Raw genomic sequence first — 25,158 nt, 5'->3', positions numbered from 1 at the left:
GGCCTGCCCGCATCCCCGGCCGCCGCGCCGGCCGCCCGGGTGCCCACGACCCCCGCGCCCATCGGCGGTGGAGGGTTGCCCACGACCACGCCTCCGTCCCCGGCGGCCGCGGCGCGCAGCCCCGGCAAGGGAGACCCCTTCGCGGAGCCCGCGGAGCCCCGGCTGCCCATGGGCGGCTCGGCGGAGGACAAGCTGGAGTTCTTCCGGGGCATCCTGAAGCAGAAGACGGAGACCCTGGCCCGGGCGCGCGCGCTGTACGCCGAGCGCGAGGGCGAGGTCACCCAGCTCAAGGCCTCGCTGGAGAAGGCGCGCAAGGAGGGCGGCGGCGGTGCTCCGGCGCCGTCCGCGCAGGACGAGCAGCGGCTGAAGCTGGCCCAGGCGAAGGTCGCCTCGCTGGAGGCGGAGCTCGCCGCGTCGGAGGCGGACCGCAAGGACCTCACGCGCGCGCTGGCGGAGGTGGAGTCGGAGCTCCCCCGGCTGACGGAGGAGCTCCACGCCGAGCGCGAGTCGCGCGGGGCGATGGCGGAGGAGCTGGTCGGCGCGAAGGAGGCGCTGGGGCTCGCGCAGGACCGCGTGGCGGAGCTGGCCTCCGGCAAGTCCGAGGCGCAGGGCGCGCTGGAGGCGGTCCAGGAGCAGTACCAGTCGGTGCTCGCGGACGTGGAGCGGCTGACCACCGAGCGCGACGCGCAGGCGCTCAACATCAGCCAGCTGGAGACGGCGCTCGCGGAGGCGAAGGGCGCCATGGGGGCCCTGGAGAGCGAGAGCGACTGGTCGCGCAGCTCGCTGGAGGAGGCGCACGCCCACGCGAAGGGGATGGAGGGCGAGCGGGACGCCGCGCGCCGGCAGCTCGCGGTGGTGGAGGACGGGCTCAAGACGCTCCAGACGCAGGTGACGGAGCTGGAGCGCGCGCTCGCGCTGAAGGACGCGGACGCGGTGGGGCTGCGCGCCGCGCTCACCGCGCGCACGGCGGAGGCCGCGGAGCTGCCCTCGCTCCGGAGCGCCTTGGAGGGCCGCGCCGCGGAGGCCGCCCGGGTCCAGGCGCGCGTGCGCGAGCTGGAGGCGGAGGTGGCCCAGGCGCGTGAAGCCGCGCGCGCCGAGGTGGAGGCCGCGGAGGTCCGCGCGCGCATGGCCGAGTCGGAGCTGGCCTCGCTGCGTGAGGTGTTGGAGGCCGCGGAGGTCGAGCAGGTCTCGCTGCGCGACCGGATGGAGTCGGACGCGGCGGCGCTCGGCGAAGCGGTGCACGAAGCCGAGGGCCGGGTGCACGAGGCGGAGGCGAAGGCCGCCGCGCTGGAGGCCCAGCTGGCGGAGCTCACCGCCCAGGTCGCGGCCGCGCAGGCCGAGCGCGAAGCGCACCAGGAGCAGCTCGCCGCCGTGGAGCGCAAGCTCGCCACCACGCAGGCGGAGCGCGTGGGCTTCTCCGCGCGCGCGTCCATGCTGGAGACGGCCGCGGGCCAGCGCGAGGCGGAGGTGCAGCGCCAGCAGGCCCTGGTCGCCAAGGCCCAGGAGGAGCTGGCGCTGGAGCGCGCCCGCCGCGAGGCGGTGGAAGCGGAGATCGCGGACGCCCGGGTGCAGGCCGCCGAGGCCGAGGGCCGCGCCGAGGCGCTGAGCGCGGGGCACGACGGCCAGCGCGAGGAGCTGGTCTCCCTCAACGAGCAGCTGGAGGCGGCCCGCGCGGAAGCGGACAAGGTGGACCGGCTCCAGCAGCGCGTGAAGATGGTGGAGGGCGCGCTGGAGGCCTCCGAGTCCAAGCGGCGCGTCGCCGAAGCGCAGGCGGCCCGCGTGAAGGACCTGGACGCGGCGAAGGCCGCGCTCGAAGCGAAGCTCGCGTCGGAGCAGGGCGCCAGGGCACTGCTGGAGGCGAAGGTCGCGCAGGCCGACGTCACGCTCCTGGAGGAGCAGGGCGTGAAGGCGGCGCTGGAGGCGCAGCTGGAAGAGGCTCGCGCCGCGCTCGAAGGGGAGCAGGCGGCCCGTCAGGGGCTCGAAGCGAAGCTCGCGGAGGCGCCCGCTGCCAGCGCCGGCGTGCCCGCGGACTGGGCCGCGGAGCGCGACCAGCTCAGGGCGGACGTGGCCTCCATGAAGCGCAAGCTGATGGCGGCCGAGGCAGCGCTCGAATCGGCTGCCAGCACCAAGGCGAAGGTGGCGAGGCTGGAAGCGCAATTGAAGGCCTTGAAGTAGAGGTTGGACCTCCATGTCCTTCGCCGCGCCCACGGACCCATTGACGGGCATGCAGGCGGCCCGCTTCGGGCTGTACCTGCACTTCCCGTACTGCCTGGCCAAGTGCCCCTACTGCGACTTCGCGGTGGCGGTGGCGCGCCAGGTGCCGGAGGAGCGCTACGCGAACGCGGTGCTGGCGGAGCTGGACGCTCGCCTCGCCGCGGACCCGTCGCTGCGCGTAAAGCCGCTGGAGTCCCTCTTCCTGGGCGGCGGCACGCCGTCCCTGTGGCACCCCCGCTACGTGGCGCGCGTGCTGGAGGGCATCGCCGCGCGCATGTCGCTCGCCCCCGGGCTGGAAGTCTCCCTGGAGGGCAACCCGGAGCGCGCGGACGCGGAGCGCTTCGCCGGCTACCGCGCCGCGGGCATCAACCGGCTGTCGCTGGGCGTGCAGTCCTTCCAGCCACAGACGCTGAAGGCGCTGGGCCGCGCGCACGACGCTGGCATGGTGGAGGGCGCGGTGGCGGCGGCGCGCCAGGCGGACTTCCCCGTGGTGGCGCTGGACTTCATCTACGGCGTGCACGGCCAGACGGTCGCGCAGGTGGAGGCGGACGCGCGCCGCGCGGTGGCGCTGGAGCCGGAGCACCTGTCCACCTACGCGCTGACGGTGGAGCGCGAGGTGCTGGCGGAGTCCACGCCGCTGTCCAAGCAGCTGGACCGCGGCGAGCTCTCCCTGCCGGAGGACGACGACGTGGTGGCCATGGCCCAGACGGTGCGCGACGTGTACGGCGCCCACGGCCTCACCCGCTACGAGGTGTCCAACCACGCGCGCCCCGGCTTCAGCTCCCGGCACAACGCGCTCTACTGGACCGGCGGCGAGTACCTGGCGCTGGGCGTGGGCGCCACCGGCATGCTGCTGTCCCCCACGGCCCACCGCTACGTGAACCTCCGGAGTCCGGAGGCCTACCTGCGCGCGGTGGAGGAGACCCGGCTGCCGGAGGCGAGCCGCGAGGACCTGGGCCCCGAGGAGCTCTTCGCCGAGCGGCTGAGCATGGGCCTGCGCCTGGTGTCGGGGGTGGACTGGGAGGCCGTCTGTGAGCGATACGGCCAGCCCGTGGAGCCCCGGCGTGCGGAGGTGGAGCGGCTGGTGGCCCACGGCTTCGCCACGCGTCATGGCCGCAGGCTGGCCCTGACGGAGCGGGGGGCGGACGTGCACAGCGCCATCTGCGCGCGGCTGTTGTAGGCGGTTCCAGGAAGGACGATTCGACCGTGCTGACCAAGTGGTTGATGTGGATGGGCCTCACGATGCTGACGGGCAGCCCGCTCTTGTCCCTGGGGCTGCTGGTCGTGCTGCTGTTCGCGGCGGACCGGTTCACGTTGCAGGTGCTGCCCAGCCCCATGCGCGCCTTCAAGCGGTGGCAGCGCGCGGGGGAACTCGCGGGCACCATCCTCACCAACACCCACGACCGCCGCGCCCGCGCGGAGCTGGCCGACATCCGCGTGGGCCAGAAGCGCTACCAGGAGGCGGTGGACCTCCTGCGCCCCAACCTGGACGCGGGCGACGACGACGTGGACACCCTCTACCTCCTGGGCGTGGCCTACCTGGGCGCGGGGGACGCGCCCCGGGGCGAGCTGCTGCTCACCGAGGCCGAGCGCCTGGACGCCGACTACCGGCAGGGCGCCATCGACCTGGAGCGCGGCCGCTTCCGCCTCCAGCGCGGCGACTTCAAGGGCGCGCGTGAGGCCCTGGGGCGCTTCCTCCAGGTACGTCAGGGCTCCGTGGAGGGGCGCGTGCTCCTGTCGCGCGCGCTGGACAAGGAGGGCCTGGACGTGGAGGCGCAGGAGGCCCGCGACGCCGCCTGGCGCGAGTACGCCGTCGCCCCGCGCTTCCAGAAGCGCCGCGACCGCTGGTGGGCATACCGGGCCCGTCCGTCCCGCCCGCTGACGTACGCCGCCGTGGCCCTGGTGTTCATGGGCGTGGGGGCGTACCTGACCCGCTACCTGCCCACGCACGACACCTACAGCCCCTACGGCGTCTACGAGGATGATCCCTACGCCGCGGACGACATGGGCGGCGACGACGCGGAGTAGTAGGCTTTCCGCGCATGTTCCCCCTGCCGTCCCAGGTGTTGCGCCAGCGCGAGGGCCTGCTGGCGGACACACCCTTCCCGCTGCTCTTGCACGCGCTGATGGTGGAGGAGCGCACCTGCACGCTGGAGCTCAAGGTGCGCCAGCGCGAGAAGCGCATCACCTTCGAGGACGGCGCGCCCGTGGCGTGCAACTCCAACCTCCTGCACGAGACGCTGGGCAAGTACCTGGTGGAGAAGGGCCGCCTGACGGAAGGCGACTACCAGAAGTCCCTGGCGGAGAGCGTGTCCTCGGGCATGCAGCTGGGCGGGCTGCTCGTGCAGAAGGGGCTCATCAGCCCCTTCGACCTCTACAAGCAGCTCCAGGCGAACCTGGCGCACAAGCTCCTGGACTGCTTCCGCTGGACGGAGGCGAAGTACCGCCTCATCGCGGACGTGGAGCACCCGGACGCCACCGTGCGCGCCAACACCGCGCAGCTCATCCTCACCGGCGTCTCCACCCAGCTGCCCTTCGACACCGTCGCCACGCACTTCACCTTCACGGACGACCGCCGCTTCGGACAGATGCCCGGCGTGGAGTCCGCCCCCAAGCTGTCCTCCAAGGACGCGCGCCTGTTCCAGGCCCTGCGCCAGCGCCCCACCTTCAACGAGCTGCTGGAGCGCACCGGCTTCGACATGGACTCCGTGCTGCGCCGGCTCTACGCGCTGTGCATGCTGGGCGTGGCGGGCTTCGCGGAGGACGTGGACGCGCGCGCGGAGGAGCTGGCCCGCAAGGCCCCTGTCGTCCCCGCGCCGGAGCCCGTCCCCACGCCGGTGCCCGTGCCGGCCCAGCAGGCCCTGTCCGGCACGCCCTTCGCGGACGAGGACGAGGCCGCGCGCAACGCGCTCGTGGGCGCGTTCCTCAACCACCGCGGCATGGATCCGTTCGCGCTGTTGGACGTGCCGGAGGACGTGCAGCCGGTGGCGCTGCGCAAGGCGTTCCTCGCCGCCGCGGACCGCTTCTCCCCGTTGCGCTTCCAGACCTCGGAGCTGAAGGAGAAGGCGGAAGGAATGCTCGCCGCGTACGCGCGGGCCTACGGCGCGCTGTCGGAGCCGGAGCAGAACGCGCTGTGGAAGAAGCGCCGGCAGGCGCACCGGGAGAAGGCCCGCCAGAACACCGGCCGGCCCTCCACCGCGGAGCAGTTCCGCATCCGCACGGACCTGCTGGACGCCACCACCCAGTTCGACGAAGCCAAGCGGCGCCTGGAGGCGCGCAACTTCGCGGGCGCCTTCGAGTACTTCGAATACGCCTGCGACATCGACCCCCGGCCGCTCTACCAGGCCCACCGCGCCTGGGCGCGCTACCTGATGAAGCCGGAGGCGCACGGCCGGCTGGTGCTCCAGGAGCTCCAGGAGCTGACGCGCCAGGAGCCCGGCCTGGAGGAGGGCTGGGCCTTCCTGGGCGACGTGGCCCGGGGCGAGGGCCAGTGGGCGCTCGCGGAGGACGCCCTGCGCAAGGCCTTCAAGCTCAACCCCCAGCAGCGCCGCTACGTGGCGCTCATCCAGGAGATCGCCCGGCGGAAGTGAGCCCCGCCGGGCGTCAGAACCCAGGCGGCTACATCGCGCGGAGGGCGGCGCGGTCGGCGGCGGACAGCCCCTCGCCGTTCGTCAGGTGGGTGACGGCCAGCTGGATGGCCACGTCGTCCTCGCGCGTCAGCTGCTTGCCCGCGAGCAGCGAGTACAGCTCCTGGAAGCCCTCGTACCCGATGATGGGGCCCAGCGTGTAGTCGTCGCCGACGCCGCTGGTCTCCCGGTCCTGGTTGGCGCAGTACAGGAACAGGGGCACGAAGTAGCGCTCACCCGCCGGCACCTCGATGGTGGTCTGCTTCACCAGCAGGCCGTTCTGGATCTTCGTGCTCTCGGAGACGAGCATGAGGCCGGGGGGCAGCGTGACCGTGATGGGGCCGCCGGTGGTGTTGCGGAAGATGAGGCACAGGGTCACGGAGCCGCCGCCGCCCTTGGCGTCCTCCTTGTCCTTGTCGTCGCAGTCCAGTGGGTCCTCGGTGTAGAAGCTCTTCAACGGCGTCTCGAGCGTGATGCCCGCCGGCAGCGTGAAGGGCGCGCCCTCCGGCTTCGCCTTGGACGTCCCCGTGCCCGGACCCGCGGACGCAGTGATCGTGCCGCCGTCGGGACCGCCGCCGCCGTCCGGGTTGCCGTCCCCTTCATCCGAGCAGGCTGCCAGCAACGCCACCGCCAGCACCACGCCCATTCGCTTCGCCACGTGCCAGTTCATTGATTTCGCTCCCTGCGCTCAACGCGGATGGGCGTGCCAACCATGGCCAGCGCACAGCGTCAAGCACCCCGGGACCCGGCCGGCCCGATAATGTCCGCAAGCCCGGAGGCCGGGCCTGCATTCCCGGCCACTTGGCCGATTCCCGCCGAACCTACGGGCGGTATGGTAACGGCACAATGGGTCGGGAAGCCTCCCACCTTGGGGTATTTTCAGTACAGGGGCGAAGCATGAGGCGCGGCGGTGAATCAGGCCAGGTGGCGGTGGAGACGGCCATCGTCTTGCCCCTGTTCGTGTTCATGCTGCTGGGCATCCTCCAGCTGGGGTTGATGCACCAGGCCCGGCTCCTGACGAAGTACGCGGCCTACAAGGCCGTGCGCGCCGGCTCCATCCACAACGCGGACATCCCCACCATGGAGAAGGCCGCCCTGGCGGTGCTCCTGCCCATGGTGAGCACGGCCGCCAGCGGGGGCGCGGAGATCATCAAGCCCATCACCAGCGCCAGCGACTTCAAGTCCAAGTTCGAGGGCGGCGACATCGGCAAGAACCAGATGGGCGACGCCTCCGGTCTGAAGTTCGCGGAGGTCACCATCTGCAACCCCCTCAAGGGGGACCTGGGCTCCGGCTCCCACGACAACAAGGAGATGGACTTCGATGATCCGCGGGTCGCCTCCGGTGAAGGCGGCTGGGCGGACAGCCTGCGCACCAAGCTGAGCGTGCAGGTGACGTTCAACTACCGCCTGCCCATCCCGTTCGCGGACGTCGTCATCTACAACATCGCGCGCGGCCGCGACCTGCCGTACGTGCTGCGCCTGGGCAAGGACTCGGACCGTAACGAGTTCATCGTCAAGAAGATGTCCAAGTACGACTCCGCCGCGGACAACAAGCTCTACATCCTGCCCATCCGCGCCACGTACATCATGCGGATGCACTCCAATCTCTACCTCACCCAGAAGGAACTTCCGGAGAGGAACGAATGCATCTTCCCGTTCGAACCGTGAGGTCCGCCTCCCGGCCCAAGCGCCGCCACCGGGGCCAGGCCCTGGTGCTCGCGTGTCTGTCGTTCCTGCTGCTCGCGCTGATGACGACGCTGAGCTTCAACCTGAGCCATGCCCTGCGGCAGAAGATGAGCCTGCAGCAGCACAGCGACGCGCTCGCGTACTCCATGGGCGTCGTGGAGGCGCGCGCGCTCAACTACTACGCGGCCAGCAACCGGGCCATCGCGTCCACCTACGTGGGCATGACGTCCGTGCACGGCTACATGGCCGCGGCCAGCGCCACCGGCGAGATGATGCGCGCCGGGCAGATGAGCTTCTTCATCATCGCCGCCATGGAGGTGGCGCAGTGCCCGCCCTACAACTTCCAGCACTGCTTCGACGCGATTGAAGCGCTGATGATCGCCATGGACTACAGCTCCAAGGCCAGCGACTACGACCAGAAGGTCCAGGGCGTCGAGAGCTCCTTCAACAAGGTCATCGAGGAGCTGGACAACATGGCGAACAGGATCCACGCCTCCCAGCAGACGGTCCACCGGGCCGCCAAGAACGCGCTGCGCGACGGCCAGTCCGCGGACCTGTCCCAGCTGACCGAGAAGAACGTCCCCGGCGCCAGCGAGCTGGAGTCCGGCGTGGGCGGGATGAACGCGGATGAGTTCGACTGCGCGGTGGACGGGATGAACTGCTCGCGCGCCGCCAACTCCAGCACCAAGTCCCGGGCGCAGGTGATGACGGAGATCGCCAACGCGTCCCGCCCCGGCTGGGCCGCCAACCGCAGCCTGCCGGTCATCATGAACGGGCTGCCCACCTACTACAAAAGCGAGTTCATCCAGGACCTGCTCAAGGACATCCCCGGCGAGGGCACCCACATGGCGGTGGGCCACAAGGGGACGGCGAAGGTCACCCAGACCAAGAGCAACATCCACGGCCCTGGCCAGGTCACCGGCAACGAGGGCAAGGTCGTGGTCGCGGACGAGCACGGCCGCCTCATCCAGCAGTGGCGCCACGGCTTCGGCACCGGCGGCTACGAAGCCCTGGTGGCGAGCAGTGAGAACGGCGGCAGCCACGAGCCCTCCGGCGCGCACACCGACCAGCACGACAAGTTCAAGGGCATCAACACCAAGGACTTGATGGGCTGCTCGAGCAACGGCAACTGCTTCATGAAGTTCCGCGCCAGCGACGACCCCTCCCGCGACTGGGGCCAGCCGCGCGTCTACAGCTACGTCACCAAGCAGTTCTTCGTGGGAGGCGGGGCCCAGGCGCCCTGGGAGCTCAACTCCAACGGCAGCTTCACGCTCACGCACGGCGCCCAGGGCGACGGGCAGCTGCGGCTTGCTCCCGGTGAGGGCGCGGCGCTCTCCAAGGCGCTCGTCTACTACCACCGCCTGGGGCCCAACGGCTGGAAGGAGGCCCCGGGCCTCTTCAACCCCTACTGGCGCGTGAAGCTGCACCCGTTCTCCGCCCAGGAGGCCGCGCAGGTGCTGAACCGGGCGGGCAACTCGGACGCCGCCCAGCTCGCGAACGCCAAGGACCTGGCCCTATGAGCACTCCGCACCCGTCGCGCAGGGGACGCCGCGGCGCCGCCTCCGTGGAGATGGCGCTCTCCATGGTCGCGCTCATCCCCATCTTCATGTACGCGCTCTTCCTGGACGACCTCCTGCGCTACTCGCTGGACAACCAGGAGGCCGCGGTGACGACCATCTGGGACTTCACCACGCAGGACTACACGAAGGGCCTCAAGCAGAGCGGTGGCGGTGGCACGGGCCCCCAGGGCGGCAGCTCCAACGTGCAGCACAACGCCCGCCTCACGTACTGCGACCACGAGTCCGGCATCGACCGGCCGGATGTCATGTCCGGCAGCAACTACGCGGACTGCGAGGACACGGACCACCACCTGGCGGTCGTCGCGCACGTCTGCTGGATGAACGACAACGCCCAGCAGGTGACGTGCAGTGCTCCGGACACGGGCGCCGCGGGCCTGGGCGGCCTCTCGGACGACTACCAGGGCGAGTTCACCAACGGCGGCCTCATCTTCTGCGAGGCCCGCGCCGTGGTGGAGAACTACCTCTTGCCCGAGGAGTTCCTGCCGGAGTTCAGCAAGGTGAAGCTGACCCGGGAGAACTGGAAGGACAAGGGCGTGGAGAACGTCCACAGCAACGCCCAGGAGGGCACCAAGGCCAACGCCTACTTCCTCAAGAAGGAGACCATGGGGATCCTCACCGACACCTGGGCGCTGACCCAGGACGCGGACATCTCTCCTTCCGACTCCAGCGGTGAGATGTACGACCGCATGAAGAACCAGTACACGAGCGTCCCCACGTACAACGCCATGCGCACCTATATGCAGGACTTCCGGCAGAAGATCACGGAGGACCTGCTGGACGGCACCATGCTGTACATGTTCGAGGACTCGCCCGAAGACCCGTACATCTCCATCCACCCGCACCTGGCCAACATGCAGACCCCGGCCAACACCGTGGACCAGGAGGGGAGCACCCGCTACTTCAACCAGGAGTGGCGCGACTGGGACCAGGACAAGAACCAGAACACGTACAAGCACGGCGAGCGCGGTGACTGGTACATGGGCTGTAAGGACGCGGAGTCGTGCTGAAGTCGCTGGCCACGCACCCCGCCTTCCGCACCGCCGCGGTGCTGGTGTCGGTGTCGGTGGCGGGCATGCTCATCGGGATGGGCTGGGAGGAGGCGCGCTACGGCAACACCCGCACGGAGCTGGAGCGGGCGGAGGCCGCCGCGGACGCGCTGGACCAGGAGACGCCGCGGGGCTCGGGGCGCTCGAAGCAGGATGAAGCCATCCTGGCGCGCACGCTGACGTACTTCCCGCCCTATCCCAACGGTGGACGTCCGGAGGCGCTGGCCGCGGACTACCTGGGCCCGGGCACGCCCATCGCGGTGTCGTGGTTCGCCACGAAGGACTCGTCGGATCAGGTGCTGCAGCACTACCGCCAGTTCCTGCTGGGGGAGGGCCTGCCCGTGGTGGGCCTGCGCTTCAACGACAACGCCGGCTACGTGGGCTACTGGGTCCCCAAGGACGACGAGGTCCGGTTGATGTCCACGCTGCGCCAGGGGGATGAGACCCTTGTCTTCGTCTCCTCCGCGCGCATGCGCAACTACCTGGAGCGCGCCGGCAACCGCATCCCCGCGGGCGTGCCGGTCCCCAAGGGCCTCCAGGACGCGGCGTCCCTGTCGCTCAAGATGGAGGGCGCCACGAACGTCACCGTGTCAGGCCGGCTGCCCGACACCGCGCTCCCCGACGCGGAGCAGGCCTACCAGGCGCTCCTGCGCGACCAGGGGTGGAGCGTGTCCGAGGCCCGCCCGGCGGGCTTCCAGGAGACCGAGCTGACCCTGACGCGCGAAGGCCTGCGCGGACAGGCCACTTTGCGGCAACCTGCCGCGCGGCGCGACGTGGAGTTCCACCTGTCGCTGATGCGAGCCCAGGGCGCGCCATGAACGCGGCGCGCGGAGAGCGGATGATGAACCTTTCGACGAAGCGGATGTGGGTCCTGTCGCTGGGCGTGGGCGCGCTGCTGTGGGGAGGCCAGGCCTTCGCCGGCGTCAGCTGCGAGCGCCGCTGCGCGGAGGACAAGATGAAGTTCGAGAAGGTCTGCAAGGAGAAGGCGAAGAACGCGCAGCCCTACTGCACGAAGGTCGCCGGCCAGGCCAAGGACAAGTGCGTGAACAAGTGCCGCACGGGCAAGAGCGGCAACACGACGATGGAGGCACCCGGTGAAGAACACGCGCACTAGCCTGAAGCGGGCCCTCCGGCGCGGGCAGGCCATGTCGGAGTACGGCGTCATCACGGCGGGGTTCTTCGGCTTCACCGTGCTGAGCTGGCCGTTCCTCATCCAGCTGCTGCGGGCCCTCAACACCTACTTCCAGTCCATCTACTACATCATCCAGTCGCCCATCCCCTGACGCCGGGGACGGGCGGCCGGAAGCGGGTGGGGCGGCCTACGGCTTCACGGTGGTGACGAACACCGCCTTGCCGCCCTCCACCTTCATCACCACGGCCTGCTTCACCGCGTCGCGGTTGGCGTCCAGGTTGATGGTGCCCGCCACGCCCGGGAAGTCCTTCGTGGCCGCGATGGCGTCACGCAGCGCGGGGCCTGACGTGTCCGGCGCGCGCTTCATCGCATCCACCAGCAGGCGCCCGGCGTCGTACGCCAGCACCGCCACGCTGTCCGGCACGCTGCCGTAGGCGGCCTTGTACTTCTTCAGGAAGTTCTGCACGACGGGGTCCGGGTTGTCCGGCGAGTAGTGGTTGGAGAAGTAGCTGCCCTCCAGCGCGGAGCCGCCCAATTCGTACAGCTTGTCGGAGTCCCAGCCGTCACCGCCCAGCAGCGGCACGCGCAGGCCCACCTCGCGCGCCTGCCTCGCGATGATGCCCACGTCCGTGTAGTAGCCCGGGACGAACACCGCCTCCGGCTTCATGTTCTTGATGGACGTCAGCTGCGCGCGGAAGTCCGTGTCGCCCTTGGAGTAGCTCTCGTTGCCGACGATGGTGCCGCCGAACTCCTTGAACTTCTGGTTGAAGACGTCCGCCAGTCCCACGGAGAAGGCGCTCTTGTTGTCCGTGAGCACCGCGACCTTGTCGAGCTTGAGGTTCTCCCGCGCGAACTTCGCCATCACCAGTCCCTGGAACGGGTCGATGAAGCAGACGCGGAAGATGTAGTCGCCCTTCTTCGTCACCTCCGGGCTGGTGGAGGTGGGCGTGATCATGGGCACCTTCGCCGCCTGCGCCTTGTCCGCCATGGCCATGGACACGGACGACGCGGCCTCGCCCAGGAGCGCCACCACCTTGTCCTGCGCGATGAGCCGCGTGGCGGCCTGGGCGCCCTCTTCCGGCCGGCCCTGGCTGTCGTAGACGCGCACCACCAGCTTCTGGCCGCGCACGCCGCCCGCGGCGTTGGCCTCCTGCAGCGCCATGTCGATGCCGTTGCGCGCGGAGATGCCGAAGGTGGCCTCGGAGCCGGTGAGGCTGCCCACCTCGCCAATGAGGATGCTGCCCTCGGGCGGCGGCCCCGGCGGTGCGGCGGTGGCGCTGCCCCCCTGCGTGGCGGGCGCGGGCGCGGGGGCCGGGGCGGACTTCTTCTCACAACCCACCAGGGCCAGGGCCAGCGCGGTGAGCAGGAGGGGGAGGGGACGGCGCATCGGTAAGGCTCCTCGAGGGGGAGACGGACACGAAAAGCGGACGGCCCCACCCTAGCTCGTTGTGCCCCGATTTGAATGTGGACTGAACAGGTCCACATTACATAAGAGGCCGTCGCGGGCATCGGGCCCGCGGACAGCCCAGGGAGACACCCACTCATGCTCCGGATGAGCAAGATGACCGACTACGGCATCGTGCTGATGACCGAGCTGGCGCGCGCGGACGGGGAAACCCGCACCACGCGAGAGCTGGCGGCGCGCACGCATGTTGCCCTTCCGTCCGCGAGCAAGGTCCTGAAGGGCCTGCTTCAGGCGGGCCTGGTGGTGTCACACCGGGGGGCGAGCGGCGGCTACGGCCTGTCGCGTCCGGCGGAGGCCATCTCGCTGGCGGAGCTGGTGTCCGCGCTGGAGGGGCCGGTGTCCCTCACGGAGTGTGGCCAGCACCAGGGCAAGCCCGCGGGGCCCTGTGAGCTGGAGTCCGTCTGCCAGGTGCGCGGCCACTGGCGCCTCATCAACCAGGCCATCCAGGAAGCGCTGGGGAAGCTGACGCTCGCGGACCTGCGCGCGCCCGCGCCCCGCATGCCGGAGCGGCTGGTGGGCCTGGGCCTGCCGGCTTCCGTCAGCGCGCCTCCTCCTTCCGCTACGGGAGTCCGCTCATGAGCACCACCGAAACCATCCAGGAGCTCACCCGCAAGGGCTACCAGGCGGGCTTCGTCACCCAGGTGGAGGCGGACACGCTGCCGCCCGGCCTGGACGAGGACGTCATCCGCGTCCTGTCCGCGAAGAAGAACGAGCCGGCCTTCATGCTGGAGTGGCGCCTGAAGGCGTACCGCCACTGGCTCACGCTGAAGGAGCCCTCGTGGCAGGCGGTGAAGTACCACCCCATCGACTACCAGGCCATCCGCTACTACTCGGCGCCGAAGCAGAAGCCGAAGAAGGACAGCCTGTCGGAGGTCGACCCCGAAATCCTCCGCACCTACGAGAAGCTGGGCATCCCGCTGGAGGAGCAGAAGCGGCTGCAGAACGTCGCGGTGGATGCCGTCTTCGACTCCGTGTCGGTGGCCACCACGTTCCGGGAGAAGCTCTACAAGGCGGGCGTCATCTTCTGCTCGTTCTCCGAAGCGGTGCGCGAGCACCCGGAGCTGGTGGAGCGCTACCTGGGCACGGTGGTGCCCTTCTCCGACAACTTCTTCGCGGCGCTCAACTCCGCGGTCTTCAGCGACGGCTCCTTCTGCTACGTGCCCAAGGGCGTGAAGTGCCCCATGGAGCTGTCCACGTACTTCCGCATCAACGCGGCGGATACGGGCCAGTTCGAGCGCACGCTGCTCATCGCGGATGAAGGCGCCTCCGTGAGCTACCTGGAGGGCTGCACCGCGCCCATGCGCGACACCAACCAGCTGCACGCGGCGGTGGTGGAGTTGGTGGCGCTGGACGGCGCGTCCATCAAGTACAGCACGGTGCAGAACTGGTACCCGGGCGACGCGGAAGGGCGCGGCGGCATCTACAACTTCGTCACCAAGCGCGGCATCGCGCACCAGCGCGCCAAGATTTCGTGGACGCAGGTGGAGACGGGCTCGGCGATTACGTGGAAGTACCCCAGCGTCATCCTCAAGGGGGATGACTCGGTGGGCGAGTTCTACTCGGTGGCGCTCACCAACCACCGGCAGCAGGCGGACACGGGCACGAAGATGGTGCACATCGGGAAGAACACCCGGTCCACCATCGTGTCCAAGGGCATCTCCGCGGGCCGCGGGCAGAACACGTACCGGGGCCTGGTGAAGGTGCTCAAGAGCGCGGCGAACGCACGCAATTACACGCAGTGCGATTCGCTGCTGTTGGGTGACGAGTGCGGCGCCCACACGCTGCCGTACATCGAGGTGAAGAACGCGACCGCGCAGGTGGAGCACGAGGCTTCCACGTCGAAGATTGGCGAGGACCAGCTCTTCTACTGCCGGCAGCGCGGCATCTCGCAGGAGGACGCGGTGTCGATGATCGTGAACGGCTTCTGCCGTCAGGTCTTCAAGGAGCTGCCCATGGAGTTCGCGGTGGAAGCGCAGAAGCTCTTGGGCGTGAGTCTGGAAGGGAGCGTGGGGTGATGGCGTCGTTGCTGAGCATCCAGGACCTGCACGCCCGCGTGGGCGGCAAGGACATCCTGAAGGGCATCAACCTGGAAGTCGGTGCCGGTGAAGTGCACGCCATCATGGGGCCCAACGGCTCCGGCAAGAGCACGCTCGCGGGCGTGCTGGCGGGGCGTGAGACGTACGAAGTGACGAAGGGCACCGTGCGCTTCGACGGCAGGGATTTGCTGGGGACTCCGCCGGAGGAGCGCGCGAAGGCGGGCGTGTTCCTCGGGTTCCAGTACCCGGTGGAGATTCCGGGCGTGGGCAACCTGCACTTCCTGCGCACGGCGCTCAACGCGCAGCGCCGCGCCAAGGGCGAGGAGGAGCTGGACGCGATGGACTTCCTCTCCCTGGCCAAGGAGAAGGCGAAGCTCGTGCAGATGGACGCGGCGTTCATGAACCGCTCCGTGAACGAGGGCTTCTCCGGCGGAGAGAAGAAGCGCAACGAGATCTTCCAGATGGCGGTGCTCCAGCCCCGGCTGGCGCTGCTGGATGAGACGGACTCGGGCCTGGACATCGATGCGCTGCGCATCGTGGCGGGCGGGGTGAACGGGCTGCGCTCGAAGGACCGGGCGATGGTGGTGATTACGCACTACCAGCGGCTCCTGGACTACATCGTGCCGGACCACGTGCACGTGATGGCGGCGGGCCGCATCGTGCGCTCGGGTGGGCGCGAGCTGGCGCTGGAGCTGGAGGAGAAGGGCTACGGCTGGATTGGCGGGGAGGGCAGCGCGGCCAAGGCGAAGGAGGCGCGGCCATGAGCGCGTCCCACTACGTGGACGTGGCCCGGGCCTTCCAGGCGCGCGCGGATGCCCCTTCGTGGCTCCAGGCGCTGCGTGAGGAGGGGCTGAGCCAGTTCCAGGCGCGCGGCTTGCCCACGTCCAAGGACGAGGAGTGGAAGTACACGCCCGTGGCCACGCTGTCGTCGCATCCGTTCCAGCCCGTGCGGGACGTGTCCGCGGGCGAGGACGTGGCGCAGGCGGTGGCGCGGCTGGCGCTGCCCGGTCCGCGGCTCGTGTTCGTGGATGGGAGCTTCGTGCCGGCCCTGTCGGTGCTCTCTGGCCTGCCGCGCGGTGTGGTGCTCAAGCCGCTGTCGCAGGCGCTGCGCGAGGACGGGGCGCTGTTGCAGGAGACGCTGGGCCAGCGCGCCCGGCCGTCGGCGCATGCCTTCACGTCGCTCAACGCGGCGTTGCTGGAGGAGGGCGCGCTGCTCACGCTCGCGCCTCGCGCCCTGAGCGAGGTGCCGGTGCAGTTGCTGTTCCTCGCGCGCGGCGGCGACGGGCCGGTGCTGGCCAGCCCGCGCATCGTCGTGGTGGCGGGCGAGGGCAGCGAGGCCACGCTGGTGGAGACGTACGCGGGCCTGGGCTCGGGCGCGACGTTCACCAACGCGGTGACGGAGGTGTCGCTGGGGGACAACGCCAGCCTGCGCCACTTCAAGCTCCAGGCGGAGGGTGACACCGCGCTGCACCTGGGCGGGCTGTACTCGCGGCAGGGGCGCGACAGCCGCTTCCAGTCGCACGCGTTCTCCTTTGGCGGGCTGCTTTCTCGCAATGAAGTGCACGCGGCCTTCGCGGGCGAGGGCGGCGAGTGCGTGCTCAACGGCCTGTTCGTGGGCCGGGGTACGCAGCACCTGGACAACCGCACGGACCTGGACCACGCGGTGCCGCACTGCTCCAGCCGCGAGCTCTACAAGGGCGTGCTGGACGACCGCGCGCGCGGCACCTTCCACGGGAAGATCCGCGTGCGCGAGGACGCGCAGAAGACGGACGCCAGCCAGCAGAGCCGCAACCTGCTGCTCTCCGAGGGCGCGCAGGTGGACGCGCGGCCTCAGCTGGAGATCTTCGCGGACGACGTGAAGTGCGCCCACGGCACGGCGGTGGGCCGGTTGGATGACAACGCGCTGTTCTACCTGCGCTCGCGCGGCATCCCGAAGGTGGATGCGGAGCGGATGCTGACGCAGGCCTTCGCCAGCGAGCTGGTGCGCGCGGTGCCGGAGGGGCCGGTGCGCGCGCGGGTGGAGGCGTTGCTCGCGGAGAAGCTGCCGGGGACGGCGGAGGTGATGGGATGAGCGGGCCTGGATTCGACCTGGCGCGGGTGCGCGCGGACTTCCCCATCCTCCGGCAGGAGGTGCGGGGCCGGCCGCTGGTGTACCTGGACAGCGCCGCCACGGGGCAGAAGCCGCAGGCGATGCTGGACGCGCTGACGCGCTACTACACGCACGACAACGCGAACGTGCACCGCGGCGTGCACATCCTCTCCGAGCGCGCCACGCAGGCCTTCGAGGACGCTCGCGAGACGGTGCGCCGCTTCATCCACGCCAAGGACGTGCGCGAGGTCATCTTCGTGCGCGGCACCACGGAGGCCATCAACCTGGTGGCCGCCACCTACGGCCGCAAGCACGTGGGCCCGGGTGACGAGGTGCTCATCTCCGCCATGGAGCACCACTCCAACATCGTGCCCTGGCAGATGGTGTGCGACGCGGCGGGCGCGAAGCTGCGCGTGATTCCCGTGGACGACCGCGGCGAGCTGCGCATGGACACCGTGGACGCGCTGCTCACGGAGAAGACTCGCCTCTTGGCGATTACGCACGTGTCCAACGCGCTGGGCTCCGTGAACCCCATCAAGGAGCTGGTGGCCAAGGCGCACGCGAAGAACATCCCGGTGCTGGTGGACGGGGCGCAGTCGGTGACGCACTTCCCGGTGGACGTGCAGGACCTGGGCTGTGACTTCTACGCCTTCAGCGGGCACAAGCTCTTCGGGCCCACGGGCATCGGCGTGCTGTACGGCAAGCTGGCCATGCTGGAGTCGCTGCCGCCGTACCAGGGCGGCGGGGACATGATCCTCTCCGTGACGATGGAGAAGACCGTCTACAACCGCGTGCCGCACCGCTTCGAGGCGGGCACGCCGGACATGGCGGGCGCGGTGGGGCTGGCCGCGGCCATCCGCTACCTGGAGGCCCTGGGCATGCAGAACGTGTCCCAGCACGACCAGTGGCTGCTCGCGTACGCGACGGACGCGCTCCAGTCCGTGCCGGGGCTCAAGCTGGTGGGCACGGCGCCGCACAAGACGGGCGTGCTGTCCTTCACGCTGGAGGACGTCCACCCGCACGACGTGGGCACCATCCTGGACCAGGAGGGCATCTGCATCCGCACCGGGCACCACTGCGCCCAGCCACTGATGCAGCGCTTCGGGGTAGCGGCCACGGCGAGGGCGTCGCTGGCGCTCTACAACACGCGTGAGGACGTGGACGCGCTGGTGAAGGGCCTGCACAAGGTGAAGGAGGTGTTCGCGTGAGCTCGGACCTCAAGGACCTGTACCAGGAGGTGGTGCTGGAGCACTCCAAGCGCCCGCGCAACTTCCGGGTGGTGGAGGGCGCCACCTGCGCGGCGGAGGGCTACAACCCGCTGTGCGGCGACCAGCTCTCCGTGACGCTCAAGCTGGAGGACGGCGTCATCCGCGACATCGGCTTCCAGGGCCAGGGGTGCGCCATCTCCAAGGCCTCCGCGTCGCTGATGACGGGCGCGGTGAAGGACAAGACGCGGGAAGAGGCGCAGGCCCTCTTCGAGCGCGTGCACACGCTGGTGACCGAAGGGCCGGACAAGGTGGACGTGGAGTCGCTGGGCAAGCTCGCGGTGCTGTCGGGCGTGAGCGAGTTCCCGGCCCGGGTGAAGTGCGCGAGCCTGGCGTGGCACACGCTGAACGCGGCGCTGGATGGCCGCTCCACGTCGGTGTCGACGGAGTAGGGAGGGGTCATGCGAGGCGCGATGACGGTCATCGAGCGCGACGTGGACGCGATGCTCATCCCCAGCGGGGACAAGGTGTTGCTGCCGGCGGGCTCGGAGTTGACGGTGGTGCAGACGCTGGGCGGCAACGTCACGGTGCAGGACCCGTACGGCCAGCTGTTCCGCATCGACGAGAAGAACGCGGACGTGCTGGGCGAACAGTACGCCGCCAAGGCGAAGACGCCCGATGAGAGCGTCACGCCCGGTGAGTTTCACGAGGAGCAGGTCTGGGAGCAGCTGCGCACGGTCTACGACCCGGAGATCCCGGTGAACATCGTGGAGCTGGGGCTGGTGTACACGTGCAAGGCCACGCCGCTGGACGAGGGCGGTCAGCGCGTGGACATCGAGATGACGCTGACGGCGCCCGGCTGCGGCATGGGGCAGGTGCTGGTGGAGGACGTGCGCTCCAAGGTGTCCGCGCTGCCCGGCGTGAAGGAGGCGAACGTGGAGCTCGTCTGGGAGCCGCAGTGGGACCAGAGCCGCATGTCGGACGTGGCGCGGCTCCAGCTGGGCTGGATGTGATCCGCTAGACCAGGGCCTTGCGGCCGCGGGCGACCAGGCCCAGCGTGGCCGCGGCGGCGAGCCCTCCCGCGAGCCAGCGGGGCCAGCGGGGCGCGGCTTCCGTGGTGGCGCGACGGGCGATGGCGGGCGACATGCGCTCCGCGAAGAGCTCCACCATCGCGTGCTCGAAGGCGAGCAGGTCGTGCGGCCCCCGGCTGGACACCCAGTTGCCGTCGCGCACCACGGGCTCGTCCGTCCAGTGCGCGCCCGCGTTCTCCATGTCGTTGCGGATGCCCGGCCAGGACGTCAGGTGGCGGCCCTCCAACAGGCCCGCCGACGCGAGCAGCCACGGCCCGTGACAGATGACCGCGATGGGCTGGTCCAGGAGGTCCGCGTCCTTCACGAAGTCCAATGCCAGGGCGCTCTGCCGGAGGAAGTCCGGGTTCATGAAGCCGCCGGGCAGCAGCAGCGCGTCGAAGTCCGCGGCCTTCACGTCGCGCAGCGTGGCGTCCACGCGCACCTTGCGGCCGGGCACCAGCAGGTTCATGCCCCGGATGCGGCCCTTGTGGAGGGAGACAATGGTGACGTGCGCGCCCTCGCGCTCCAGGCGCTTCACCGGCCGCGTCAGCTCCACCTGCTCGAAGCCATCCGCCGCCAGCACGGCCACCTTCATCCCCTTCAGCTTCTTCATTGCCCCGTCCTCCCGATATCCCGATGTCTGGGCATGCCCTACAACCCGAACCTGCACGGTGCACATGCCCTGACGGGAGGGGAAGCGGAGGGCAGGCGGACAGGCAGGCGCTCGGGGTGATGCCTCCTCGCGGGCTGCTGCGGCGCGGCACGCGGCGGCGCTGGACGCCTTGGGGGAACAGCTTTACGACTTGGGTTCTCTTCTGGAGGCGCACGGCATGTCCCCCTCGTTCCCTTCCTGGATGCACCGCGGCCTGCTCGCGTGCACCGCGCTGCTGCTGGCCCCGCTGGGCTGCGCCACGACGTCACAGGCGGGCGCCGCGCGTGACGAGGCGGCCCTGCGCACGGACGAGCCGCCGCGCGTGAAGCCCAAGTGGGGGCTGGTCATCCACGGCGGCGCGGGCGTGATTTCTCGCGAGAACCTGACCCCGGAGCGCGAGGCCGCGATGCGCGCCGTGCTCACCGAAGCGCTCCAGGCGGGGCACTCGGTGCTGGCGAAGGGGGGCCGCAGCATGGACGCGGTGACGGCGGCCATCCGCGTGATGGAGGACTCGCCGTACTTCAACGCCGGCAAGGGCGCGGTGTTCAACCACGACGGCGTGAACGAACTGGACGCGGCGGTGATGGACGGCAAGACGCGCATGGCCGGCGCCGTGGCCGGCGTCCATCACATCCAGAACCCCATCGACCTGGCGCGGTTGGTGATGGAGAAGTCGCCGCACGTGATGATGGTGGGGGACGGGGCGGAGGCCTTCGCTCGGTCGCAGGGCATGCCCCTGGTGGACGCGAAGTACTTCTACACGGAGGAGCGCTGGCAGGGCCTCCAGCGCGCGCTGGAGCAGGAGAAGGCGAAGGGGGCACCGCCCGCGGAGCAGGGGCAGCCGTCCACGCAGGGCCAGCCGCCCGCGGCGCCCGTACAGCCGCCCGCGTCGGCGCCGCAGCCGGGCCAGCCCGCGCAGCCGCAGCCCGGTTCATCACTGACGCCGGGCGTGGACCCCATCACGGGGGACCACAAGTTCGGCACGGTGGGCGCGGTGGCGTTGGACATGGACGGCAACCTCGCGGCGGGCACGTCCACGGGCGGCATGACCAACAAGCGCTTCGGCCGGGTGGGGGACGCGCCCATCATCGGCGCGGGCACCTACGCGGATGAGCGCTGCGCCGTCTCCGCCACGGGCCACGGCGAGTTCTTCATCCGCTACACGGTGGCGCGCGACATCTGCGCCCGCGTCGAGTACCAGGACCTCCCCCTGCCAGAGGCCGCCAACTACGTCGTCCACGACGTGCTGGTGAAGGCCGGCGGCGAGGGCGGCGTCATCGCCATGGACCGCCAGGGCCACGTGGCCATGCCCTTCAACTCCAGCGGCATGTACCGCGGCTACATCAGCGAGGACGGCACGCCCACCGTCGCCATCTTCCAGCAGCCCTAGTCAGCCGGCCGGGCCCCGCTCCGCGCACCCCTGACGGGTGCGCGGAAGCACCGAGCCCGGCAAAGGACTACTGCTTCACGAGGAACAGCTCGCGCACCTGGAGCAGGTCCACGTCACCGGCGAAGCCGGAGAACTTCTCGTACTCCGCCGGCATGACGCGGGCGCGGGGCAGCCTGAAGGACTCCGAGATGCTGAGCGTGCGTCCGTCCTGCTTCTCCGACCGGGTGAAGTGGCCGAACTGGCTGTCCACCTTCAGGCCCGTCTGCGGGTCGCTGAGCTTCCAGCCCTGGGGCAGGGTGAGCGAGACGTTGGTGCGGCTGGCCTCCGTGTCGTCGATGTAGAGCGGCGTGGTGCGCGTGGACAGCTGCACGTAGCGCCGGCCCAGCAGGGCGGGGAAGGTGAGGGGGCCCAGCGCCATGCGGCTGTCGCCCTCCATGCGCCCGAAGCGCGGCACGGTGAACGCGTAGCGCAGCACGAAGGGCGCGCCCACCACCTCCTGACGCTCCAGCTTCACGGACGACAGCTCCGCGCCGCCGAAGTAGCGCGCCACCGCGCCCTGGAGCGCCTGGTTGCGGCTCTCCGCGGAGAGCTGCTCGAAGGCCTCGGCGATTTGGGCGGCCTCGAAGCCGGAGTAGGTCTCCTCGCCCTGGCCCTTGAGGCTGCCGTCCGCGCCCAGCTCCAGCGTGAGCTTCACGTCCTTGCCCGCGCGCGGCTTGAGCGGCGGCGTCTTCACCTTCTGCAAGGGCTTGCCGGGCTCCGGCAGCAGGTACGCCTCGCGCTCGCCCATGGCGGTCTCCGGCAGCTCGCCGAAGGGGCCGTAGCGCACGGACGTGTCCAGCCACACCGGCTCCTCTCCCGGGACCTCCACGCGCAGCGCCGCGTAGGGCAGGAGCGCGTCCGCCGGGAAGAGGTACGGCGCGGGGTCGGTGTTGAAGGTGCGGATGGCGGCGACGCGCGACGGGATGCCCAGCGTCTCCAGGCCCGCCTTCATCACGGTGAGCCGGCTGCCGCGGTCCTGCGCCACGGTGGAGGCCGCGGACTGCGCCAGGCTCGCGTCGCGGCCGGAGAAGCGCTTCATCACCGCCGCGTGCAGCGCCTTCACCGCGTCCAGGCCCTTCTTGCCCTCCGTGGCCTGGCGCGCGAACGCCTCCACCTCCGAGGTGCGGATCCACCGGTCCTGGAACGCGTCGCCGTACACGCGCGCCAGCCCGTCGTTGCCCGTCTCGCCCGCGCCCACCATCACGAAGGGCAGGTACTCGTTGCCAGAGGGCGGCGAGTCCGGCTCCGGGATGAACGGCGGCACGCGGCGCGCGTCGTAGTGGAACACCTCCGCGTCGCCCTTCACCTCCGGCGGCGGCGCCTTCATGCCGTGCGCGTCCACCTTCATGCCCGTGCCCTTGGGCGCGACCACGGTGTACGTGCTCCACGCGTTCGGCTGGTTGGCGATCTGGAAGTAGAACGCGGACGCGGTGAAGCCCGGCTGCGCGGGGCCGCGGTCGCTTTCGGGCAGCAGGTACTCCACCTCCACGGAGTCACCGACCTGCACGCCGGGCAGGCTCATGGTGTCCTTGCCCTCGATGTTCTCCGGCTCCAGCACGCGGCCGTCCGCCTTGAGCGTGCGCAGCGCCAGCACCTGGGCGCCGCGGGGGATGTTCACCTCCGCGATCTCCTGCACGCCGGACTGCTCCAGCGCCTTCTGGATGGTGTGGATGCGGTTGACGAGCGAGCCGTCCGGGTAGACCTGCACCGCCGCCGCGTCCAGCACGTACGCCGCCGCGCTGCCGCCCGTCACGGGCGCCGCCTCGTAGGCCTTCAGCGCCTCCTTGCCGTCGATGGCGTATGCGGCCAGCAGCTCCTTGCCCGTCTTCGCGCGCTCCACCGCGCGGCGCAGCGCCAGGTCCGTGCCGTCCAGCTTCAGCGCCTGCTCGCGCAGCTTCAGCGCCTCCTGTCCCTGGCCCGCGTACTCGCGCACGTCCGCCAGCCGCTTGAGGATTTCCGCGTTGCGCGGCCACACGGTGGCCAGCGTCTGGAGCACCTTCGCCGCGTCGTCGTAGCGGCGCTGGCTCACGTAGACGCTGGAGAGCGCCGCGGCGGTGGTGAGGTTGTCCGGGTCCTGCGCGAGCAGCTGCGTGTAGCCCTTCGCCGCGCCGTCCAGGTCGCCGCGCGTGCGCAGGTGGTCCACCCGCCGCGCGTCCGCGCCGGGGCAGCCCTCCTGGGCCTTCACCAGTTCGTCCGTGCGGGCCACCGCGTCGCGCCGGCGCGCCAGCGAGTACTGCAGCCCCAGCGCCTCGCACAGGCCCGGCTGGGCCTCCAGCGCCGAGGCCAGGGCCACCTCCGCCTGCGCGTCCACGTCCAGCGCCAGCGCGGCGCGGGCCAGGAGGATGTGCACCGGGAAGCCCGCGGGCTTCACCGCGTCGCGCGCCGTCTTCAGCGTGTCCAGCGCGGTGGCCGGCTGGCCGTCATCCAGGAAGAGGTCCGCGCGCAAGAGCAGCGCGGCCACGTTGCCCGGGTCCTTCGTCAGCGCCGCCTCCAGGTCGCGCGTGGCCCGGCCTCGCGCCACCTTGGACGGGATGCCCCGGTCCTGCGCGGCCTGCTCCGCGCGCAGGGTGAGCAGCGCGGGCGTCGTCGCCTCCAGCTTCGCCATCAGCCGGTGCGTGCCGTCCAGGTCGCGCGCCAGGCCGTCGCGCACGGCCAGGAAGATGCTCAGCGTCTCGCCGGCCTCGCCCTGGAGCGCCTGGGCCAGGTCCTCCACGCCCGGGTACAGGTCCGGGGCCTCCACCTCGCCCGGGGCGCTCGCGTTCCAGCGCGGCGCGGGCCCGGTGGCGGCGGTGAGGCGCACGCCGGAGGGGCTCCCGTCCGCCTTCGCCAGGGCGAAGGAGAGGCCGCCCTGCGTGTTGTCGCGGGACATCTTCACCACGAAGCGGTGCTTGCCGGCGGGCAGCTCCAGCGCGCGCACGCTCACCGTGGACGCGGTGCGCGCCCAGTCGCGGCGCTCCAGCACGGGGGCGCCGTCCATCAGCACGCGGTGCGACGTCTGGCTCACCGTGCGCAGCACGTACACGCCGCCTTCAGCCACCTCCGCGTCGATGCCCAGCGCGTACATGTCCCCGTGGCCGGGCTCGCCGCCCAGGTCCAGCCGGCCGTCCGGCGAGCGCAGCGTGCGCGCCGCCAGCGGGCCGTACGCGCCCGTGAAGGGGCCCGCGAAGGAGCCGTCCTTCTCCGGCGCGATGGGCTCGTCGATGGCCAGCACGTGGAAGGGGGAGAAGGGGCCCACCAGCGTGGCCTCGCTCGCGCCGCCCAGGTCCTTGAGCGTCTGGGCCTGGGTGGCCGTGTCCGCGCGCAGGCTCGCCACGGACAGGCGCGCGGCGCGCAGCAGGTAGGCCGTCTCGCCCCGGGCGCCCGCGGCGAGTCCCGCGTCCACGCCCTTGAGGATGGTGTCGTCCTCCGCGCGGGAGGTGCCCACGCGGTCCAGCACGTAGCGCGCGGCGATGACGGCCACCGGGTGGCGGGGCGCGCGCTTCACCAACTCCAGCGACGCGGCGAGCGCGCGGTCGGACTGGCCATTGCGCCGGGCCAGCAGCGCCTGTCCCTGCAGGGCGTACGGGTCGCCGGGGTCCTTCTGCACGGCGGCGTCGAAGCGCTGCTGCGCGAGCTTCGCGTCACCCGCGACGAGGTACGCGTGGAAGCCCGCGAACGCGAGCGTGCGCGCCGCCGCGTCAGCCTGGCCGGCCCGCTCTGCGGCGGTTTCGAGCACATGGGGCGCGACGACGGAGGAGGGCCGGGGGCAGCCGGTGAGGCCGGCGACGAGGGCGAGCGCGGTCAGGCCGCTGCGGAAGGTGCGCATAGGGGAGCCGAGGGATAATGCAATCCCCTCGGAGAGGCCATATTCCCCTTGAGATGGCTGTCCGGGGCCGACCCGGCTTTGTCCCCTAGCGGCGCTTCGGAGCGGGCTTGGCGGGGGCCGCCT

Annotated in this window: 22 protein-coding genes; 18 read left to right on the top strand and 4 right to left on the bottom strand. The window is 70.8% G+C overall.

Features of this window, described 5'->3' with window-relative positions:
• The 4 genes from D7W82_RS25130 to D7W82_RS25115 form a co-directional block, all read left to right on the top strand.
• The coding region (locus D7W82_RS25130; RefSeq protein ID WP_120620778.1) for a plectin 1 isoform 8 at nucleotides 1-2,175 on the top strand (2,175 nt) is incomplete at its 5' end.
• A 13-nt stretch (nucleotides 2,176-2,188) separates the two neighbouring features.
• Nucleotides 2,189-3,394 (top strand): radical SAM family heme chaperone HemW, encoded by a 1,206-nt coding sequence (gene hemW, locus D7W82_RS25125; RefSeq protein WP_120620776.1) that lies wholly within the window; start codon nucleotides 2,189-2,191, stop codon nucleotides 3,392-3,394.
• 29 nt (nucleotides 3,395-3,423) lie between these two features.
• A complete protein-coding gene (locus D7W82_RS25120) occupies nucleotides 3,424-4,242 on the top strand; it encodes a lipopolysaccharide assembly protein LapB (protein WP_233587916.1) in 819 nt (272 codons plus the stop codon).
• Between the two features lie 14 nt (nucleotides 4,243-4,256).
• Complete coding sequence (locus D7W82_RS25115) at nucleotides 4,257-5,804, top strand: DUF4388 domain-containing protein (protein ID WP_120620774.1); 1,548 nt, start codon at nucleotides 4,257-4,259, stop codon at nucleotides 5,802-5,804.
• 28 nt (nucleotides 5,805-5,832) lie between these two features.
• On the opposite strand, the gene D7W82_RS25110 is transcribed toward D7W82_RS25115, so the two are convergent.
• The gene (locus D7W82_RS25110) at nucleotides 5,833-6,498 is read right to left on the bottom strand and encodes a hypothetical protein (RefSeq protein WP_147439526.1); all 666 of its coding nucleotides are present in this window, start codon (nucleotides 6,496-6,498) and stop codon (nucleotides 5,833-5,835) included.
• Between the two features lie 239 nt (nucleotides 6,499-6,737).
• Here D7W82_RS25110 and D7W82_RS25105 point away from each other — a divergent pair, with 239 nt between their 5' ends.
• From D7W82_RS25105 to D7W82_RS25080, 6 genes are read left to right on the top strand one after another with little or no spacing between them, the layout of a single operon-like run.
• Nucleotides 6,738-7,508 carry a TadE/TadG family type IV pilus assembly protein gene (locus D7W82_RS25105; protein ID WP_120620772.1) on the top strand — a complete coding sequence of 257 codons (771 nt, stop codon included), beginning with the start codon at nucleotides 6,738-6,740 and terminating at the stop codon, nucleotides 7,506-7,508.
• Complete coding sequence (locus D7W82_RS25100; protein WP_370451071.1) at nucleotides 7,505-9,046, top strand: TadE/TadG family type IV pilus assembly protein; 1,542 nt, start codon at nucleotides 7,505-7,507, stop codon at nucleotides 9,044-9,046. The genes D7W82_RS25105 and D7W82_RS25100 overlap by 4 nt, the downstream gene beginning before the upstream one ends.
• Nucleotides 9,043-10,113 carry a hypothetical protein gene (locus D7W82_RS25095; protein WP_120620770.1) on the top strand — a complete coding sequence of 357 codons (1,071 nt, stop codon included), beginning with the start codon at nucleotides 9,043-9,045 and terminating at the stop codon, nucleotides 10,111-10,113. Before D7W82_RS25100 ends, D7W82_RS25095 begins: the two co-directional genes overlap by 4 nt.
• Nucleotides 10,107-10,970, top strand: coding sequence for a hypothetical protein (locus D7W82_RS25090; protein ID WP_120620769.1), 864 nt, complete (start codon nucleotides 10,107-10,109; stop codon nucleotides 10,968-10,970). The genes D7W82_RS25095 and D7W82_RS25090 overlap by 7 nt, the downstream gene beginning before the upstream one ends.
• Complete coding sequence (locus tag D7W82_RS25085) at nucleotides 10,967-11,266, top strand: hypothetical protein (protein ID WP_147439525.1); 300 nt, start codon at nucleotides 10,967-10,969, stop codon at nucleotides 11,264-11,266. Before D7W82_RS25090 ends, D7W82_RS25085 begins: the two co-directional genes overlap by 4 nt.
• On the top strand, nucleotides 11,247-11,435 hold the full coding sequence (locus D7W82_RS25080) for a hypothetical protein (protein ID WP_120620767.1): 189 nt from the start codon (nucleotides 11,247-11,249) through the stop codon (nucleotides 11,433-11,435). The genes D7W82_RS25085 and D7W82_RS25080 overlap by 20 nt, the downstream gene beginning before the upstream one ends.
• A 36-nt stretch (nucleotides 11,436-11,471) precedes the next feature.
• On the opposite strand, the gene D7W82_RS25075 is transcribed toward D7W82_RS25080, so the two are convergent.
• Nucleotides 11,472-12,671 (bottom strand): ABC transporter substrate-binding protein, encoded by a 1,200-nt coding sequence (locus tag D7W82_RS25075; protein ID WP_120620766.1) that lies wholly within the window; start codon nucleotides 12,669-12,671, stop codon nucleotides 11,472-11,474.
• Between the two features lie 156 nt (nucleotides 12,672-12,827).
• Between D7W82_RS25075 and D7W82_RS25070 the strand changes: the two genes are divergently transcribed.
• Genes D7W82_RS25070 through sufT form a run of 7 tightly spaced genes read left to right on the top strand, consistent with a single transcriptional unit; the run spans nucleotide 12,828 to nucleotide 19,092 of the window.
• Entirely contained in the window at nucleotides 12,828-13,328 is a 501-nt protein-coding gene (locus tag D7W82_RS25070; RefSeq protein ID WP_120620765.1) for an SUF system Fe-S cluster assembly regulator, read from the top strand.
• The gene (gene sufB, locus D7W82_RS25065; RefSeq protein WP_120620764.1) at nucleotides 13,325-14,764 is read left to right on the top strand and encodes a Fe-S cluster assembly protein SufB; all 1,440 of its coding nucleotides are present in this window, start codon (nucleotides 13,325-13,327) and stop codon (nucleotides 14,762-14,764) included. The genes D7W82_RS25070 and sufB overlap by 4 nt, the downstream gene beginning before the upstream one ends.
• A complete protein-coding gene (gene sufC / locus D7W82_RS25060) occupies nucleotides 14,764-15,549 on the top strand; it encodes a Fe-S cluster assembly ATPase SufC (protein ID WP_120620763.1) in 786 nt (261 codons plus the stop codon). Before sufB ends, sufC begins: the two co-directional genes overlap by 1 nt.
• Nucleotides 15,546-16,856 (top strand): Fe-S cluster assembly protein SufD, encoded by a 1,311-nt coding sequence (gene sufD, locus D7W82_RS25055; RefSeq protein ID WP_120620762.1) that lies wholly within the window; start codon nucleotides 15,546-15,548, stop codon nucleotides 16,854-16,856. The genes sufC and sufD overlap by 4 nt, the downstream gene beginning before the upstream one ends.
• Nucleotides 16,853-18,082, top strand: a complete 1,230-nt coding sequence (locus D7W82_RS25050) for a cysteine desulfurase (protein ID WP_120620761.1) — start codon at nucleotides 16,853-16,855, stop codon at nucleotides 18,080-18,082. Before sufD ends, D7W82_RS25050 begins: the two co-directional genes overlap by 4 nt.
• Nucleotides 18,079-18,531, top strand: a complete 453-nt coding sequence (gene sufU, locus D7W82_RS25045; RefSeq protein WP_014393962.1) for a Fe-S cluster assembly sulfur transfer protein SufU — start codon at nucleotides 18,079-18,081, stop codon at nucleotides 18,529-18,531. The genes D7W82_RS25050 and sufU overlap by 4 nt, the downstream gene beginning before the upstream one ends.
• A 9-nt stretch (nucleotides 18,532-18,540) precedes the next feature.
• Entirely contained in the window at nucleotides 18,541-19,092 is a 552-nt protein-coding gene (gene sufT / locus D7W82_RS25040) for a putative Fe-S cluster assembly protein SufT (protein ID WP_120620760.1), read from the top strand.
• Nucleotides 19,093-19,096: 4 nt separating this feature from the next.
• Here sufT and D7W82_RS25035 read toward each other — a convergent pair whose 3' ends face one another.
• Entirely contained in the window at nucleotides 19,097-19,762 is a 666-nt protein-coding gene (locus D7W82_RS25035; protein WP_120592400.1) for a type 1 glutamine amidotransferase domain-containing protein, read from the bottom strand.
• A gap of 217 nt (nucleotides 19,763-19,979) precedes the next feature.
• Here D7W82_RS25035 and D7W82_RS25030 point away from each other — a divergent pair, with 217 nt between their 5' ends.
• The gene (locus D7W82_RS25030; protein WP_199727825.1) at nucleotides 19,980-21,191 is read left to right on the top strand and encodes an isoaspartyl peptidase/L-asparaginase family protein; all 1,212 of its coding nucleotides are present in this window, start codon (nucleotides 19,980-19,982) and stop codon (nucleotides 21,189-21,191) included.
• Nucleotides 21,192-21,258: 67 nt separating this feature from the next.
• Here D7W82_RS25030 and D7W82_RS25025 read toward each other — a convergent pair whose 3' ends face one another.
• Nucleotides 21,259-25,035, bottom strand: a complete 3,777-nt coding sequence (locus tag D7W82_RS25025; RefSeq protein WP_120620759.1) for a tetratricopeptide repeat protein — start codon at nucleotides 25,033-25,035, stop codon at nucleotides 21,259-21,261.
• Between the last annotated feature and the right edge of the window lie 123 nt (nucleotides 25,036-25,158).

The organism is Corallococcus sp. CA049B (genome assembly GCF_003611685.1).
Taxonomy (GTDB): Bacteria; Myxococcota; Myxococcia; order Myxococcales; family Myxococcaceae; genus Corallococcus; species Corallococcus coralloides.
This window is presented reverse-complemented; position numbering and strand designations above follow the sequence as displayed.

What these genes read in the sequence shown, in the direction of transcription:
- hemW (WP_120620776.1), top strand. Translation starts at nt 2,189, where the DNA reads ATGTCCTTCGCCGCGCCCACGGACCCATTGACGGGCATGCAGGCGGCC.
- D7W82_RS25115 (WP_120620774.1), top strand. Translation starts at nt 4,257, where the DNA reads ATGTTCCCCCTGCCGTCCCAGGTGTTGCGCCAGCGCGAGGGCCTGCTG.
- D7W82_RS25105 (WP_120620772.1), top strand. Translation starts at nt 6,738, where the DNA reads ATGAGGCGCGGCGGTGAATCAGGCCAGGTGGCGGTGGAGACGGCCATC.
- D7W82_RS25095 (WP_120620770.1), top strand. Translation starts at nt 9,043, where the DNA reads ATGAGCACTCCGCACCCGTCGCGCAGGGGACGCCGCGGCGCCGCCTCC.
- D7W82_RS25085 (WP_147439525.1), top strand. Translation starts at nt 10,967, where the DNA reads ATGAACGCGGCGCGCGGAGAGCGGATGATGAACCTTTCGACGAAGCGG.
- D7W82_RS25075 (WP_120620766.1), bottom strand. Translation starts at nt 12,671, where the DNA reads ATGCGCCGTCCCCTCCCCCTCCTGCTCACCGCGCTGGCCCTGGCCCTG.
- D7W82_RS25070 (WP_120620765.1), top strand. Translation starts at nt 12,828, where the DNA reads ATGCTCCGGATGAGCAAGATGACCGACTACGGCATCGTGCTGATGACC.
- sufB (WP_120620764.1), top strand. Translation starts at nt 13,325, where the DNA reads ATGAGCACCACCGAAACCATCCAGGAGCTCACCCGCAAGGGCTACCAG.
- sufC (WP_120620763.1), top strand. Translation starts at nt 14,764, where the DNA reads ATGGCGTCGTTGCTGAGCATCCAGGACCTGCACGCCCGCGTGGGCGGC.
- sufD (WP_120620762.1), top strand. Translation starts at nt 15,546, where the DNA reads ATGAGCGCGTCCCACTACGTGGACGTGGCCCGGGCCTTCCAGGCGCGC.
- D7W82_RS25050 (WP_120620761.1), top strand. Translation starts at nt 16,853, where the DNA reads ATGAGCGGGCCTGGATTCGACCTGGCGCGGGTGCGCGCGGACTTCCCC.
- sufT (WP_120620760.1), top strand. Translation starts at nt 18,541, where the DNA reads ATGCGAGGCGCGATGACGGTCATCGAGCGCGACGTGGACGCGATGCTC.
- D7W82_RS25035 (WP_120592400.1), bottom strand. Translation starts at nt 19,762, where the DNA reads ATGAAGAAGCTGAAGGGGATGAAGGTGGCCGTGCTGGCGGCGGATGGC.
- D7W82_RS25030 (WP_199727825.1), top strand. Translation starts at nt 19,980, where the DNA reads ATGTCCCCCTCGTTCCCTTCCTGGATGCACCGCGGCCTGCTCGCGTGC.
- D7W82_RS25025 (WP_120620759.1), bottom strand. Translation starts at nt 25,035, where the DNA reads ATGCGCACCTTCCGCAGCGGCCTGACCGCGCTCGCCCTCGTCGCCGGC.